Raw genomic sequence first — 14,091 nt, 5'->3', positions numbered from 1 at the left:
ATTTCACGCTGAGTTCACGGAATCGTCAGCAAAATCCCTCGGCCGACCCGGGCGGTGGTCTGAACCGCGTGCAAAGAGACCTTTGCACAATCTCCTTTGCACGGCTACCTTGGTGTCATGACCGGTCCGCCGCCACCCGAAGAGATCGCCGACGCCGCCGTGCTGAAGGCGGTGATGCACCCGTTGCGCCGCCGGATCATGGAGGCGTTGGGCCGTGGTCCGGCGACGGCGACGAAGCTTGCCAAGGAGCTGGGGGAGAGCTCGGGTGCGACCAGCTATCACCTGCGGGAACTGGCGAAATACGACTTCGTCGACGAGGCACCGGAGCTTGCGCACGGGAAGGAGCGCTGGTGGCGTGCCCGCCAGCGGGACATCCGCTGGCCCCGGCACAGCGAGCAGAACGACGAGATGCGCGCCGTGTTCGACGAGGCGCAGCGTGCCGCGTTCACCGAAGACCTCGAACAGCTGGCGACCTTCCTCGAACGTCGCGGTGAGCTGGGCGAATGGGGTGACGCGCTGGTGTTCTCGCGCGGCTCGGTCTATCTGAACCTCGAAGAGCTCAAGGAGTTCTTCGACGAGTACCTGGAACTGCTCCGTCGCTATTGGCGTCCGGAGCCGGGCCCGGACGCGCGGAAGGTGCTCGTGCGCTGGACCGCGTTCCCGGACGCGGACGGGGAGGTGCAGGAAGGGAACTGAAGAACCGGTGGGAGAGCGGCCACTCGACCACCGGAATCGCGTCACCACGCCGGACGGCGTGTCTTCACGAACAACTCCACATGCGAAGGGGGAGCAGCATGCTGCTCTGGAAAAGAATCGCGGCCGTCTGCGCCGCGGCGAGCCTGCTCGCGGCGGGGACCGCGGCGGCCGCGCAACCGCCGGACGGGCGATCCCGGTCGGACGCCACCATCCGCTACACCGAATACGGCATCCCGCACATCGTCGCGAACGACTGGGCGAGCCTGGGCTTCGGGCAGGGATTCGCCGCGGCCAAGGACAACATCTGCGCGATCGCGGACGTCGCGGTCACGACGCGGGCCGAGCGTTCCCGCTGGCTGGGGCCGGACGCGCCGCCGACGAGCGGGGTGAGCCAGGCGAGCACGAACCTCGCGAGCGACCTGTACTTCCAGGGTCTCAACGAAAGCGGTGCCGTCGAGCGGCTCCTGTCTGCGCCCGCGCCGCGCGGGCCGTACCGCGAGGTCCGCGAGCTGATCCGCGGTTACGTCGAGGGGGTCAACAAGTACCTGCGCACCGGCGAGATCACCGACCCGGCCTGCCGGGATGCGGGCTGGCTGAAGCCGATCACCGAACTCGACGTCCACCGGCACGCCCACGCGATCGGCATGATCTTCGGGCAGGGCGGCGTCGCGGACTCGATCACCGCGTCGCTGCCGGGCGCTCCGCCCGCGGGCCGCGGTACCGAACAGATGCTCGGCGAGACCGGGATCGGCAGCAACGCGATCTCGATCGGCTCCGCCGCGTCGGCGAACGGACGAGGTGTCTCGCTGGCCAACCCGCATCTGCCGTGGCAGCTGAGCGGGACCAGGCTCTGGCAGTCGCAGGTGACGTTGCCGGGCAAGCTCGACGTCAGTGGCGCCGGCATCCCCGGTATTCCGCTGATGTGGCTGGGACACAACGAAACCGCGGCTTGGAGCGGCACCGCCACCGACACCACGCGCACGTACACGCTGTTCGAGCTGAAGCTCGTGCCCGGCTCGCCGACGACGTACCTGGTCGACGGGAAGCCCGAGCGGATGCGGCGTTCCGACGTGAGTGTGCTGTCGCGCAAGGCGGACGGCGGCCTGGAACGCGTCGTACGTCCACAGTGGACGACACGGTACGGCCCGGTGACGACCAGGCTCGGGCAGCGCGAGTTGCCGTGGACGGCGTCGAGCGCGTTCGCCATCGCGGACGCCAACGCCACGAACCTCGGCATGACGAACTCGATGTTCTCGATCGCCCGCGCCCGGACGGCGGGGGAGATGATCGGCGCGGTCCGCGAGACGCAAGGGCTGCCGTGGATGAACATCCTCGCCACCGACGACCGGGGCCGGGTGGAGTTCAGCCAGATCCACGGGGTTCCGCACGTCACCGACGAGAAGGCCGCGCGCTGCAACACGCCGCTGGGCAAGGAATTGTTCGACGCCAACGGGGTCGCGGTGCTCGACGGCTCCAAGACGGCCTGCGCCTGGGGCCGCGACCGGGACGCGCTGCGGCCGGGCACTTTCGGGCCGTCAAGTCTGCCGAGCCTGAGCCGGTCGGACTACGTGGCGAACTCGAACGACAGCTCGTGGCTCATCAATCCCACCGAGCCGCGGACCGGCTTCCCCAGGATCGTGGGCCCGGTCAGGTACGAGCAGAACATGCGGACTCGCGCCGGCCTCGTCGAGATCGCCGACCAGCTGAAGAAGGGCGGTTTCACGGGGCAAGCGATGCGGGACCTGATGTTTTCGAACCGGGACCACGCCGCGGAACTCACGCGGACCGACGTCGTCGCGATGTGCCGCACGATGCCGGGACTGGACGACGCTTGCGCGGCACTGGCGGGCTGGGACGGCCGGTCGGACGCCGGCAGCCGGGGCGCGTTGCTCTTCGACCGGTTCTGGGCCGCGGTGGACCGGATGGGGCCGGAGATCTGGAAGAACCCGTTCGACGTCAAGGATCCGGTCCACACTCCTAACATGCTCGACACGGGGAACGCGGCGATCCGCAAGGCGCTCTCCGACGCCGTTTCGGTGCTGCGGGCGGCGAAGATCCCGCTCGACGCACCGTACGGTGACAACCACTACGTCGTCCGTGACGGCCGGAAGATCCCGCTGGGCGGCGGGACCGCGGGACGCGGTGTCTACAACACCGTCGGCGGGCCTTGGGATCCGGCCCGTGGGTACACCGAGTTCACGCACGGCGGGACGTACCTGCACGTCGTGGCGTTCAACGGGACCGGATGCCCGGACACGACGACGCTGATGACCTACTCGCAGTCCGCGAATCCGAAGTCGGCGCACCACAGCGACCAGACGGAGCTGTACTCACGCAAGCAGTGGGTCACCGAACGGTACTGCGAGAAGGACATCCTCGCGTCGCCGTCGCTCGAGGTGGTCCGGGTGAGCAGGCGATGATCGCCGCTGTGCTCGCGGCCGTCTTGGCGGTGTCGTCACCGCTGCCGGCCGCGGCTCCGGACGGCGAAGTCTCGTTCACCAGCCACGGGGTCACCCTGCGGGGAACGGTGGTCGCGCCGGTGGGCGGCGGACCGGCGCCAGGCATCGTCATGGTGCACGGGTCCGGCGAACACGACCGGGACGATTACCGTGCCGAGGCGGAAGCCTTCGCCAAGGCGGGAATCGCGACCCTGATCTACGACAAGCGGACCGAGGGTTATTCGCTGTTCGAGCGGGATTACTCGGTCTTGGCCGACGACGCGCTCGCCGCCGTGCAGGCGCTGCGCTCGCGTCCTGGCGTGGATCCCGCCCGTGTCGGGGTGTGGGGTTTGAGCGAAGGAGGCTGGGTCGCGCCGTTGGCGGCGTCGAAGTCGAAGGACGTCGCCTTCGCGGTCACCGTCGGCGCCAACGGGGTCTCGCCCGATCGCCAGCAGGCGTGGGCACTCGAAACCTATCTGCGGCGGGGCGGGGTCACCGGCTCGATGGTGGACATGGTGTCGTCGACGAACATGCGCACCCTCGCGGGTGCGGGTGCCTTCCCCGAGGCCGGATACGACCCGGTGCCGGTGCTGGAGAAGGTGCGGCAGCCGGTGCTCGGCCTGTGGGGTGAACTGGACCGGCTCACCCCACCCGGCGAGGCCGTCCGGATCTTCCGGGAAACGCTGGACCGGGCGGGGAACCGGCAGTACACGCTGAAGGTGTTCCCGCAGGCCCAGCACGGGCTCCGGCAGACCACCGACGGTTTCGACAAGCTCGACGGCTTCGCTCCCGGTTACCTCGAACTCGTGGCGGACTGGGTGAACGGAACGAAGGAGGGGCCGTCGGCCGATCCGCCTCCGGCCCAGGCGAGCCAGAGCGTCGCCCTCGCACCGCTCGCCTGGTACGAGGCGCCGTGGGTGCAGATCGGGGTCTGGGCGCTGGCGTTGCTCGCGTTCGCGGCGTATCCGGTGACGGCGTTGTTCCGCCGCCGCGAGAGCGTTCCGCTCGCCGGGCCCGCGCGCTGGCTCGCGTCGACCGGGACGCTGGCCACGGCTGGGTTCCTCGTCTACTACGTCGCCCTGTCGATGGGGGCGGCGATGGCGCCGGGGCCGGTCCTTTTCGGACGGACGTTGCCCTGGCTCGCGTTGCAACTGATCGCGGTCGGTGTCGTCGCCGCCGGTGCGGTGACCGCCGTTTCGTGGTGGCGGAGCAAGGAACGCGGGGGAGTCCGGGTCGGCCTACTGCTGGCGGGCGCGGCGTTGTTCGTCCCGTGGGCCGTCCACTGGGGACTGTTGGTGCCGTGAAAAGAGCCTGGGTGCCGGGCGGCCACCCGGCACCCAGGCGTACGGAAGCCGCGTCACCACGCCCGAGGGCGTGTCTTCACGAACGGACCTCCGGGTCAGAAGATACTCAGGATTTCGGGGTGACGGCGAACCGGCGCAGTTCCAGAGCCGGGTTCTTGGCGCGCACCTCGGAGATCCGCTCGGCGGAGACCTCGCCGGTCGCCGTCCCCGTGCGCTCGCCGAGCGAGGCGACGACCACGCCCATCGGATCGACGATCATGCTGTGCCCCGAACCGGCGGGCGCGGCCTGCCCCGCCGCGACGAGGTAGATCGTGTTTTCGATCGCCCTGGCCCGGACCAGAGTGGTCCAGTGGTCCTCCTTGAGCGGCCCGGGCATCCACTCCGCGGGCAGCAGCACCGCGTCCGCGCCTGCGTCGACCAGGCGGCGGGTGACCTCCGGGAACCTGAGGTCGTAGCAGGTCTGGAGACCGAAGGTGATCCCGTCGACCTCGAACGTCTCCGGCGCTTCGATGTCGCCGGGCCGGACCAGCTCGGACTCGCGGAAGCCGAAGGCGTCGTACAGGTGCAGCTTGCGGTAGAGCGCGGCGATGGCGCCGTCGGGACCGGCCGCGACGAGCGTGTTCGAGATCCGCTCGCCGCCGGGGAGTGCTTCGTTGATGCCCGCGACGACGGTGATCTGCCGGTCCTTCGCCAGCCCGCGCAGCTCGGTGACGAACGGGCCGTCGAGTTCTTCGGCCGAGGTCACGAATTCCCGGCTCATCGTCGGTACGGTGAACAACGAGTACTCGGGCAGCACGACCACCCGCGCACCGCGGTCGGCCGCTTCGCCGACGAGGGCGGCGACGTGGGCGAGGTTGGCCTCTTTGTCGTTGCCGGGCGCGAACTGCGCCACCGCGACGTGCACCATGGGACCCCTTCCAATAAGTGGAACTCTTGTATACATGATGGATACTTGGCCGGTCCAGGTGTAGGCTCAGTCGCGGAAAGTGACGGCATAGAGGGGGAACGAGATGACTGTGACCGCCGAAGGGGGCGGCCCGGCGCGCGAGCGGGTCTACACGTGGCTGCGCGACGGAATCATCTCGGGTGAGCTGGAAGGCGGCCGCTTTCTCGACGAGATGTGGGTTTCGGGTGTCGTCGGCGTGTCGAGGACGCCGGTGCGCGAGGCGTTCCACCGGCTGGCCGCGGAGCGGTTCATCAGCTTGCTGCCGCGCAAGGGCGCCCAGGTGCGCACCGTCACCGCGCGGGAGCTGGAAGAGGTTTACCAGAGCAGGCGGCTGATCGAAGGGCACGCCATCGCGACGCTCTGCGCGAACCGGGCGGGCGCGCCGGCCGAACTGCCGGAACTCATCGAGGCGATGGCGAGCTCCGGCGCGGAACGCGACTGGTTCGCCGTCTCGGGCTTCGACCGTCGCTTCCACCGCGCCATCGTGAACGCCGCGGGCAACACCGTCCTGACCGAGCTGTATGACACCCTGCGTTCGCGGCAGCAGCGGGTCACGGTCCGTGCGCTGGAGGCCCGCCCGGAACGGCTGACCGTGATCAACGAGGAACACCGGGCACTGGTCGCCGCCCTGAACGACCACGACGCGAAAGAGGCGTCGCGGTTGCTGGAGGAGCATTTGCGCCCGGTGTCCGAAGTGATGTCGGTGCTGCCTCAGGAAGGCTGACCCGGCTGGTCGTGCGTCGAGCAGTGGATCCCGCCGCCGCCCGAGGCGATGGTCGGGATCTTCACCGGCACGATCTCGCGGCCGGGGAAGTGCTCGCGCAAGACCTGCTGAGCGCGCTCGTCCGCTTCGGTGTCGCCGAACTCCGGCACGAAGACCGACTTGTTCGCGACGTAGAAGTTGGCGTACGAGATCACGCTGTCTTCGCCGTAGCCCTCGACCTTGTCCGGATCCGGCTGGACGAGGTCGACCACCGTGAAGGGTTTGCCGTCGGCGTCGGTGGCGTTCGCGAGCACCGACCTCGCCTGATCGGCCGCGCGTGACCAGGAATCGGGCGGGGTGCCGGGCGCCGCTTTGTCCAGGAGGGCCACGCCCGGCGCGGTGAACCGGGCCAGGCAATCGACGTGGGCGTCGGTGATGTCCTCGCCGCGTACGCCGGCGAACCAGATGACCTTCCGGACGCCGAGCAGCTTCTTCAGTTCGTCTTCGATCTCCTGGCGGGTCCTGCCCTTGTTGCGGTTGTCGTTGACGAGTGAGCTTTCGGTGACCATCAGCGTGCCGACACCGTCGGTCTCGAACGAGCCGCCCTCGGCGGTGATCCAGGTTTCCGTGCGGGCCAGGCCGTACTTGCCCAGCACGGACCTCGCGACGGCGTTGTCCTTGTCGTGCGGCTTCTGTTTGCCGCCCCAGCCGTTGAAGTTGAAGTCGACCCCGGCGACCTTGCCCGCGTCCTCGACGAACACCGGGACGGTGTCGCGTGCCCACAGGTCGTCGACCGGGATCGGGACGACCTCCACGGTGTCCCCGCAAGCCTGCTGAGCGGCGTCGGCATGCTCGGGCCTGGCGAGGAGCACCACCGGCTCGTAGCCGGCGATCGCCTTGGCCAGACCCGCGATTTCCGCGCGGACGGCGGGTAGATCCTCCGCCCAGATGGATTTCGACGCGGGCCACGACAGGTAGGTGCGTGCGTGGCTTTCCCATTCGGCGCCCAGCCTGCGAGCCGCCGCGGCGGCGGGCTCGGGCGAGCCGGCCGCCGGAGCGGGCGCGGGCGCGGCCGGGTTCTCCGAACATCCCGCGCTCCCGACGGCGACCGCGCCGACCGCTGTCAGGGCGCGCAGGATCGTGCGACGGGGAAGGGACGGATCGAACACTCTGCACTCCTTGGTCGACCGGTGTGGACACGATAGCATCCTGACTGAAAATTCAGTCAGGATGAAACCGCTAGGGTGATCACCCGTGTTCGAACGTCAGCAGAAGATCTTGGAAGCGGCCGTGCGAGTGATCGCGCGCAGCGGTGTGCGGGGGCTGCGGGTCGAGAAGATCGCGGCCGAGGCCGGGATCTCGACGTCGCTGATCTACTACCACTTCACCAACCGCGCCGGGCTGCTGCGGAAGACCCTGGAGTTCGTCAGCGATCGCGCGGCGGCGTACACCGAAGAGGCCGCGGCCGAGGCGGCGGATGCCCGGGCCGAGCTCGAACTCCTGCTGTTCGGGGAACTTCAGGACACTCAGGCGGTGCGGGAGAACAGCACCGCATGGGGCGAGTTGCGGGCCAGTGCCGTGTTCACACCGGAACTGCGCGAACCGCTGGCGGAGTCGACCCGGATCTGGGTGGACGAGGTCGCCGAGGTGATCCGGCGCGTCGACGATGCCGGGATCGAGGCCGAAGACGCCGCGGAACGGCTCACCGCCCTGGTCGAAGGGCTCAGCGAGCGATGGCTTTCTGGTTCGATGGAGCTGGACCGGGCGCGGGAGCTCCTGCGGGGCGCGATCGCGCTGGAACTGGACAGGGCGGGGACCTGATGGGGCTCGAGAAGATCGTCGGTGTCATGCGGGACAACCTCACCGTCCGGCGCGTCTACGGCGAACCGGTGGAGAAGGACGGCGTCGTGATCATCCCGGCCGCGAGCGTCATCGGCGGTGGAGGCGGCGGGCACGGCAGCGAGCAGGGCAAGGAAGGTGAGGGCGGCGGTTTCATTCTCGCCGCGCGACCCGTCGGGGCCTATGTGGTCAAGGGCGGTGACGTGCGCTGGGTGCCCGCGGTCGACGTGACCTTCCTCGGCGCGGTGTTCGCGGTCATGGTCGCCGCGATCCACCGGTCATCCCGGCGAGGAACTGCTTCCGGTCGTCGTGATCGCGGGCGCTTTCCGGAACGCCCGGCGCACTGACCCGCTGTCCGAGGGTGCCATGCCGATCGTCCTGGCAGAGCGCGGATCGGTGGCTTTCGGGCTAGTTTCCCCGTATGGCTAAAAGCTCGGCGGTGGAGATCGAGGTCGGAGACCGGACGGTGCGCGTCTCGAACCCGGATCGGGTCTATTTCCCGGCGCGGGGTGAGACGAAGCTCGACCTCGTCGAGTACTACCTCGCGGTCGGCGACGGGATCGTGCGGGCGCTGCGGGAACGGCCGTGCATGCTGCACCGGTTCCCGTCCGGGGTCTCGGGGGAGAAGGTCCACCAGAAACGGGTCCCGAACGGTGCCCCCGACTGGTTGCAGACCGTCCGCGTCGACTTCCCGTCCGGCAGGCACGCGTACGAGCTGTGCGTCACCCACCCCGCCGACGTGATCTGGGCGGTGCAGATGTCGACCGTCGAGTTCCACCCGTGGAACTCCCGCCGCGCCGACACCGAACGCCCCGACGAGTTGCGGATCGACCTCGACCCGATGCCCGACTGCCCGTTCTCCACCGTGCGGAAGGTCGCCGGCACCGTCCGCGAGATCCTCGACGAACTCGGCATCACCGGCTTCCCGAAGACCTCCGGCGGGCACGGCATGCACGTCTACGTCCGGATCGAACCGCGGTGGGGTTTCCAGGAGGTGCGCCGGGCGGCGCTCGCCTTCGCGCACGAGGTCGAGCGGCGGATGCCCGACGAGGTCACCACGACCTGGTGGCGCAAGGACCGCGATCCGTCGAAGCTGTTCGTCGACTACAACCAGAACGCCCGCGACCACACCATCGCGAGCGCGTACTCGGTCCGTGGCGTGCCCGAAGCCGTCGTCTCGACCCCGATCCGCTGGGACGAGGTGGACGACGTCGATCCCCGCGACTTCACGATCGCCACCGTGCCCGCGCGCTTCGCCGAACTCGGCGACCTGCACGCGGGCATCGACGACACGGCGTACTCGCTCGACACCCTGCTCGAATGGGCCGATCGGGACGGCCTCGATGCCGACGGCGAGTGACGGTCCTTCCCGCATTTATTGAGGGGTAAGCCAAATGTGGCGCGTTGTGTCGTCTGAGGCATTGGTGTCCACAGTGGTCACTTCCTAAGCGGCATGCGACCGCTTTGTGTCTGTAAGTCCGTTTTCGCGGGGAGTCGTGAGTGGTAAATAGGGTTAGAACGACCATCGCCACTCACGACCCCCGGGCAATACTGCGCAAAGTACTCAAATCGGACGCCTTGATCTCGGAAATTGTCCTTTTGGGACAGTCTGAGGGGCACGGTGCCGGGTCTCGGTGACGAGCCCGCTCGCACCGCCGACTCCATCACGCCACCTTTGACCTACCCCTCAATAGAGGACTAAACGCGGGTGGGAGGCCGTCACTTGTCCTGCCGGTGACGTTGCGAAAGCCACTTTCGCAACGTTGAAGGTTGCGAAAGTGGCTTTCGCAACGCCTGCGAGCCGCGACGCCCCGCATTTAAGAGGACTAAACGCGGGTCAGAGGGCGTCACTTGCCGACGTAGGCCGCCAGGTGCTCACCGGTCAGCGTCGAAGCCTTCGCGACGAGGTCGGACGGCGTGCCCTCGAAGACGATCTTGCCGCCGTCGTGCCCGGCGCCCGGGCCGAGGTCGATGATCCAGTCGGCGTGCGCCATGACCGCCTGGTGGTGCTCGATCACGATCACCGACTTGCCCGAGTCGACGAGCCGGTCCAGCAGGCCGAGCAGGTTCTCGACGTCGGCGAGGTGCAGACCGGTGGTCGGCTCGTCGAGGATGTAGACGCCGCCCTTGTCGCCCATGTGCGTCGCGAGCTTCAGCCGCTGCCGCTCGCCGCCGGAAAGCGTGGTGAGCGGCTGACCGAGGCTGAGGTAGCCGAGCCCGACGTCGTCGAGCCTGCTGAGGATCGCGTGCGCGGCGGGGATGCGCCCGTCGCCCTCGCCGAAGAACTTCACGGCCTCGGACACCGGCATCTCCAGCGCCTCGCTGATGTTCTTGCCGCCGAAGGTGTACTCCAGCACCGAAGCCTGGAACCGCTTGCCTTCGCATTCCTCGCAGGTGGTCGCGGTGCCCGCCATGATGCCGAGGTCGGTGTAGATGACCCCCGCGCCGTTGCAGGTCGGGCAGGCGCCCTCGGAGTTGGCGCTGAACAGCGCCGGCTTCACACCGTTGGCCTTGGCGAAGGCCTTGCGGATCGGTTCGAGCAGCCCGGTGTAAGTGGCGGGGTTGCTCCGCCGCGAGCCGCGGATGGGGGTCTGGTCGACCGAGACCACGCCCTCGTCGGCCGGGATCGACCCGTGCAGCAGGGAACTCTTGCCGGAGCCCGCGACACCGGTGACGACGCACAGCACGCCGAGCGGGACGTCGACGTCCACGTTCCGGAGGTTGTGCCGGTCCGCGCCGCGGATCTCCAGTTTGCCGGTGGGCTCGCGGACGCTGTCCTTGAGCGACGCCCGGTCGTCCAGGTGCCTGCCGGTGATGGTGTCGCTGGCGCGCAGGCCTTCGACAGTGCCCTCGAAGCAGATCGTCCCGCCCTCGGTGCCCGCGCCGGGGCCGAGGTCGACGACGTGGTCGGCGATGGCGATGGTCTCCGGCTTGTGCTCGACGACCAGCACCGTGTTGCCCTTGTCCCGCAACTGCTGGAGCAGGTTGTTCATCCGCTGGATGTCGTGCGGGTGCAGCCCGATGGTGGGCTCGTCGAACACGTAGGTGACGTCGGTGAGCGAGGACCCGAGGTGCCGGATCATCTTCGTCCGCTGCGCCTCGCCACCTGAAAGCGTGCCGGACGGCCGGTCGAGGGAGAGGTAGCCGAGTCCGATGTCGACGAAGGAGTCGAGCGTGTGCTGGAGCTTCTCCAGCAGCGGCGCCACCGACGGCTCCTTGAGTCCGCGGACCCAGTCGGCGAGGTCGCTGATCTGCATCCGGCAGGCGTCGGCGATGTTGATCCGCTTGATCTTCGACGATCGCGCGAGCTCGCTGAGCCTGCTCCCGTCGCATTCCGGGCAGACCGCGAAGGTGACCGCTCGGTCCACGAACGTGCGGATATGCGGCTGCATCGCTTCGCGGTCCTTGGACAGGAACGACTTCTGGATCGTGGGGATCAGGCCCGAGTAGGTCAGGTTGATGCCCTCGATCTTGAGCTTGACCGGCTCCTTGTACAGCAGATCGTCCAGCTGCCGCTTGGTGTACTTCTTGATCGGCTTGTCAGGGTCGAAGAAGCCGCAGCCGCGCAGGATGCGGCCGTACCAGCCCTCCATGGAGAAACCGGGGATCGTCAGCGCGCCCTCGTTGAGGGACTTGGTGTCGTCGTACAGCGCGGTGAGGTCAATGTCGTTGACCTTGCCCCGGCCTTCGCACCGGGCGCACATCCCGCCGGTGATGCTGAACTCGCGGCGTTCCTTGGTGGTCCGGCCGCTCTTCTCGACGGTCACGGCGCCCGCGCCGGAGATCGAGGCGACGTTGAAGGAGAACGCCTGCGGCGAACCGATGTGCGGCTTCCCGATCCGGCTGAAGAGGATACGCAGCATCGCGTACGCGTCGGTGGCGGTGCCGACCGTGGAGCGAGGGTCGGAACCCATCCGCTGCTGGTCGACGATGATCGCGGTGGTCAGGCCGTCGAGCACGTCGACCTCGGGCCGGGCCAGCGTCGGCATGAAGCCCTGTACGAAGGTGCTGTACGTCTCGTTGATCAGCCGCTGCGACTCGGCCGCGATCGTGTCGAAGACCAGGGAGCTCTTACCCGATCCGGAGACACCGGTGAACACCGTCAGCCGTCGCTTCGGCAGCTCGACGGCGACGTTCTTGAGGTTGTTCTCGTTCGCCCCCAAGACGCGGATCAGGTCGTGACTGTCGGCGGGGTGTTCCTCGGGCGCCTGCGGCCGGGAGGTCTTGCGCATCGTTTCTCCATCCTCATGGGGGCCGCGTGTACGTTCCGTCAGCCTCACCGGGCTCGATCTAACCAGCTTCGAGCCGTTCGTCCTCGACGATGGTCACGCTAGGTGAGTTCGGGGGCCTTTCGCTTCTCGATTCCTGATCCGTCTTCAGACGCTCCAGCCCTCGCTCTTGGTCGCCTTCAGGTAGTCCTCGACCGGCGGGCCGACCGGCCTGCCCTCGTACTGGGTCGACAGCACCACCGACGACCTGATCTCGCCGTGTTTGCCCAGCCGTTCGAAGAGGCCTTCGAGGTGTTCGAGCGATACGGCCCGCACCTTCAGCATGGTGCACCGATCGCCGCTGAGCCGGTGCAGCTCGACCACCTCGGGATAGTCGTCCGACTTGCTGGTGCGCAGCAGGCAGCTGCCGAGCGAACAGCGCATCTCGACGAACGCCTGCAGGCCGTACCCGGCGCGGTTCGCGTCGACCTGGGCGCGATACCCGGTGATGACGCCCGCCTCCTCCAGCCGCCGGACCCGGTCGGCGACAGCGGGCGCCGACAGGTTCACGCGACGGCCCAGCTCCTTGAACGAGAGCCTCCCGTCGGCCTGGAGCGTTTCGAGGAGCCGCCAGTCGAGGTCGTCCAGCGCCCTTTCCGATCGTAAGGTCATCGCGCCCGGATTCCTTCCATGATGCGCCCCGCACCCCCGCGAGGCCTTCGTCAGCCTATTCGCCGAAGCGCCCGGAATCCCTAGGTTTGAATCATGAAACCGATGTTCGCGCTCTTCATGGGCGTCGCCTGTCTCAGCACCGCGGTCGTCGGGCTGTCCACCACGGCCGCGTTGATCATGGTCGAGCACGCCGGCGCCGCCTGGAGCGGATTGCCCAGCGCCGTGCTGGTTCTCGGTTCCGCCGCAGGCTCGTTGTGGTCGGGCGTGCTGGCCGCGCGGTACGGCAGGCGTTTCGTCCTGGTGCTGATGTACGGGGCCGCGGTGACGGGCGCGCTGATCTCGTTCGCCGGTGTGCTCGGCGGATCCGTGCTCGCGCTGGTGGCGGGGATGCCCTTGATCGGCTTCGGCAACAGCGGGGCGCAGCTCTCCCGGTACACCGCGGCCGATCTGTCGCCCGAGCACCGCAAGGGTTTCGCACTGTCCACAATGGTCTGGGCGGGCACCGTCGGCGCGGTCGCGGGGCCAGCCCTGATCGCGCCCGCCGCCGCGCGGGCGGAAGCCGCCGAGCTCCCCGCCCTGTCCGGCCCGATCGCGGCGGGGGCGATCGTCGTGGCCATCGCCGTGGTCGCCGTCGCCACCCTGCCGCGTGGCCTCGCCGCCCCGGTGGAGGGCGTGCCCAAGCGGGAGCGGATGTCCGTGCGGAACCCCGTGGTGCTCGGGCCGCTCGTGGCGATGGTCGGCGCGCAGCTGGCGATGGTGGCGGTGATGACGATGACCCCCGTCCAGCTGCACGAGCACGGTCAGGGGCTCGATGTCGTCGGCTGGGTGCTGAGCGCCCATCTGGTCGGGATGTTCGCGCTGGCGCCGTTGTCCGGCTGGATCGCCGACCGCTGGGGCGGCCGCGCGACCATCTTCGGCGGGATCGGGACGATCACCGTCGCGGCGGTCACCGTGATCGGCGCCCCCGATTCGCATCACGTGGGAATCCCGGTCGCGCTCTTCCTGCTCGGCTACGGCTGGAACCTGGTGTTCGTCGGCGGCAGCAGCATGCTCAGCCGCGATCTCCCGGCCACTCAGCGGACGAGGGCGCAGGGCACGGTCGACGCCTTCGTCTGGGGCACTTCGGCCGGGGCGAGCCTGCTCGCCGGGCAGCTGTTCGGCCTGGGTGGCTACGTCCTGGTCGGCATCGCGGGCGGTTTGTGCGCCCTCGTCCCGCTCGCGGTGCTCGCCCGGCGGCCGGCCGTGCGGGAGGCCGGTGAAAAAGCCGGGCTCCGCTGATCTGCGA

At 68.7% G+C, this 14,091-nt stretch carries 12 protein-coding genes; 8 read left to right on the top strand and 4 right to left on the bottom strand.

Going from position 1 to position 14,091, the window contains the following annotated elements:
* Positions 1-117 precede the first annotated feature (117 nt).
* From AORI_RS62820 to AORI_RS62810, 3 genes are all read left to right on the top strand, one after another.
* Positions 118-696, top strand: coding sequence for an ArsR/SmtB family transcription factor (locus AORI_RS62820; RefSeq protein WP_016334710.1), 579 nt, complete (start codon positions 118-120; stop codon positions 694-696).
* 98 nt (positions 697-794) lie between these two features.
* Positions 795-3,116 carry a penicillin acylase family protein gene (locus tag AORI_RS62815; RefSeq protein ID WP_016334709.1) on the top strand — a complete coding sequence of 774 codons (2,322 nt, stop codon included), beginning with the start codon at positions 795-797 and terminating at the stop codon, positions 3,114-3,116.
* Positions 3,113-4,438: an alpha/beta hydrolase family protein gene (locus AORI_RS62810; RefSeq protein ID WP_016334708.1), complete on the top strand. Its 1,326-nt coding sequence runs from the start codon at positions 3,113-3,115 to the stop codon at positions 4,436-4,438. The genes AORI_RS62815 and AORI_RS62810 overlap by 4 nt, the downstream gene beginning before the upstream one ends.
* 106 nt (positions 4,439-4,544) lie before the next feature.
* Here the strand turns inward: AORI_RS62810 and AORI_RS62805 are convergent, their stop codons facing one another.
* On the bottom strand, positions 4,545-5,345 hold the full coding sequence (locus tag AORI_RS62805) for a carbon-nitrogen hydrolase family protein (protein WP_016334707.1): 801 nt from the start codon (positions 5,343-5,345) through the stop codon (positions 4,545-4,547).
* 103 nt (positions 5,346-5,448) lie between these two features.
* Between AORI_RS62805 and AORI_RS62800 the strand changes: the two genes are divergently transcribed.
* Positions 5,449-6,108 carry a GntR family transcriptional regulator gene (locus AORI_RS62800; protein ID WP_174492026.1) on the top strand — a complete coding sequence of 220 codons (660 nt, stop codon included), beginning with the start codon at positions 5,449-5,451 and terminating at the stop codon, positions 6,106-6,108.
* On the opposite strand, the gene AORI_RS62795 is transcribed toward AORI_RS62800, so the two are convergent.
* Positions 6,096-7,256 (bottom strand): agmatine deiminase family protein, encoded by a 1,161-nt coding sequence (locus AORI_RS62795; protein ID WP_016334705.1) that lies wholly within the window; start codon positions 7,254-7,256, stop codon positions 6,096-6,098. The genes AORI_RS62800 and AORI_RS62795 overlap by 13 nt on opposite strands.
* A gap of 85 nt (positions 7,257-7,341) precedes the next feature.
* Here AORI_RS62795 and AORI_RS62790 point away from each other — a divergent pair, with 85 nt between their 5' ends.
* The 3 genes from AORI_RS62790 (at position 7,342) to ligD (ending at position 9,286) form a co-directional block, all read left to right on the top strand.
* A complete protein-coding gene (locus tag AORI_RS62790) occupies positions 7,342-7,908 on the top strand; it encodes a TetR/AcrR family transcriptional regulator (RefSeq protein WP_016334704.1) in 567 nt (188 codons plus the stop codon).
* Positions 7,908-8,273: a hypothetical protein gene (locus AORI_RS62785; RefSeq protein ID WP_016334703.1), complete on the top strand. Its 366-nt coding sequence runs from the start codon at positions 7,908-7,910 to the stop codon at positions 8,271-8,273. The genes AORI_RS62790 and AORI_RS62785 overlap by 1 nt, the downstream gene beginning before the upstream one ends.
* A 74-nt stretch (positions 8,274-8,347) precedes the next feature.
* Positions 8,348-9,286, top strand: a complete 939-nt coding sequence (gene ligD / locus AORI_RS62780; RefSeq protein ID WP_043848149.1) for a non-homologous end-joining DNA ligase — start codon at positions 8,348-8,350, stop codon at positions 9,284-9,286.
* A 487-nt stretch (positions 9,287-9,773) separates the two neighbouring features.
* Here ligD and AORI_RS62775 read toward each other — a convergent pair whose 3' ends face one another.
* Positions 9,774-12,158 carry an ATP-binding cassette domain-containing protein gene (locus tag AORI_RS62775; protein ID WP_016334701.1) on the bottom strand — a complete coding sequence of 795 codons (2,385 nt, stop codon included), beginning with the start codon at positions 12,156-12,158 and terminating at the stop codon, positions 9,774-9,776.
* A gap of 144 nt (positions 12,159-12,302) precedes the next feature.
* Positions 12,303-12,806 carry an Lrp/AsnC family transcriptional regulator gene (locus AORI_RS62770; protein WP_016334700.1) on the bottom strand — a complete coding sequence of 168 codons (504 nt, stop codon included), beginning with the start codon at positions 12,804-12,806 and terminating at the stop codon, positions 12,303-12,305.
* Between the two features lie 93 nt (positions 12,807-12,899).
* Between AORI_RS62770 and AORI_RS62765 the strand changes: the two genes are divergently transcribed.
* Complete coding sequence (locus AORI_RS62765) at positions 12,900-14,084, top strand: MFS transporter (RefSeq protein ID WP_016334699.1); 1,185 nt, start codon at positions 12,900-12,902, stop codon at positions 14,082-14,084.
* Positions 14,085-14,091: the final 7 nt, after the last annotated feature.

Source organism: Amycolatopsis keratiniphila, assembly GCF_000400635.2.
GTDB classification, from domain to species: domain Bacteria; phylum Actinomycetota; class Actinomycetes; order Mycobacteriales; family Pseudonocardiaceae; genus Amycolatopsis; species Amycolatopsis keratiniphila.
The sequence above is the reverse complement of the archived record's forward strand: the minus strand, read 5'-3'. Positions and strand labels throughout refer to the sequence as shown.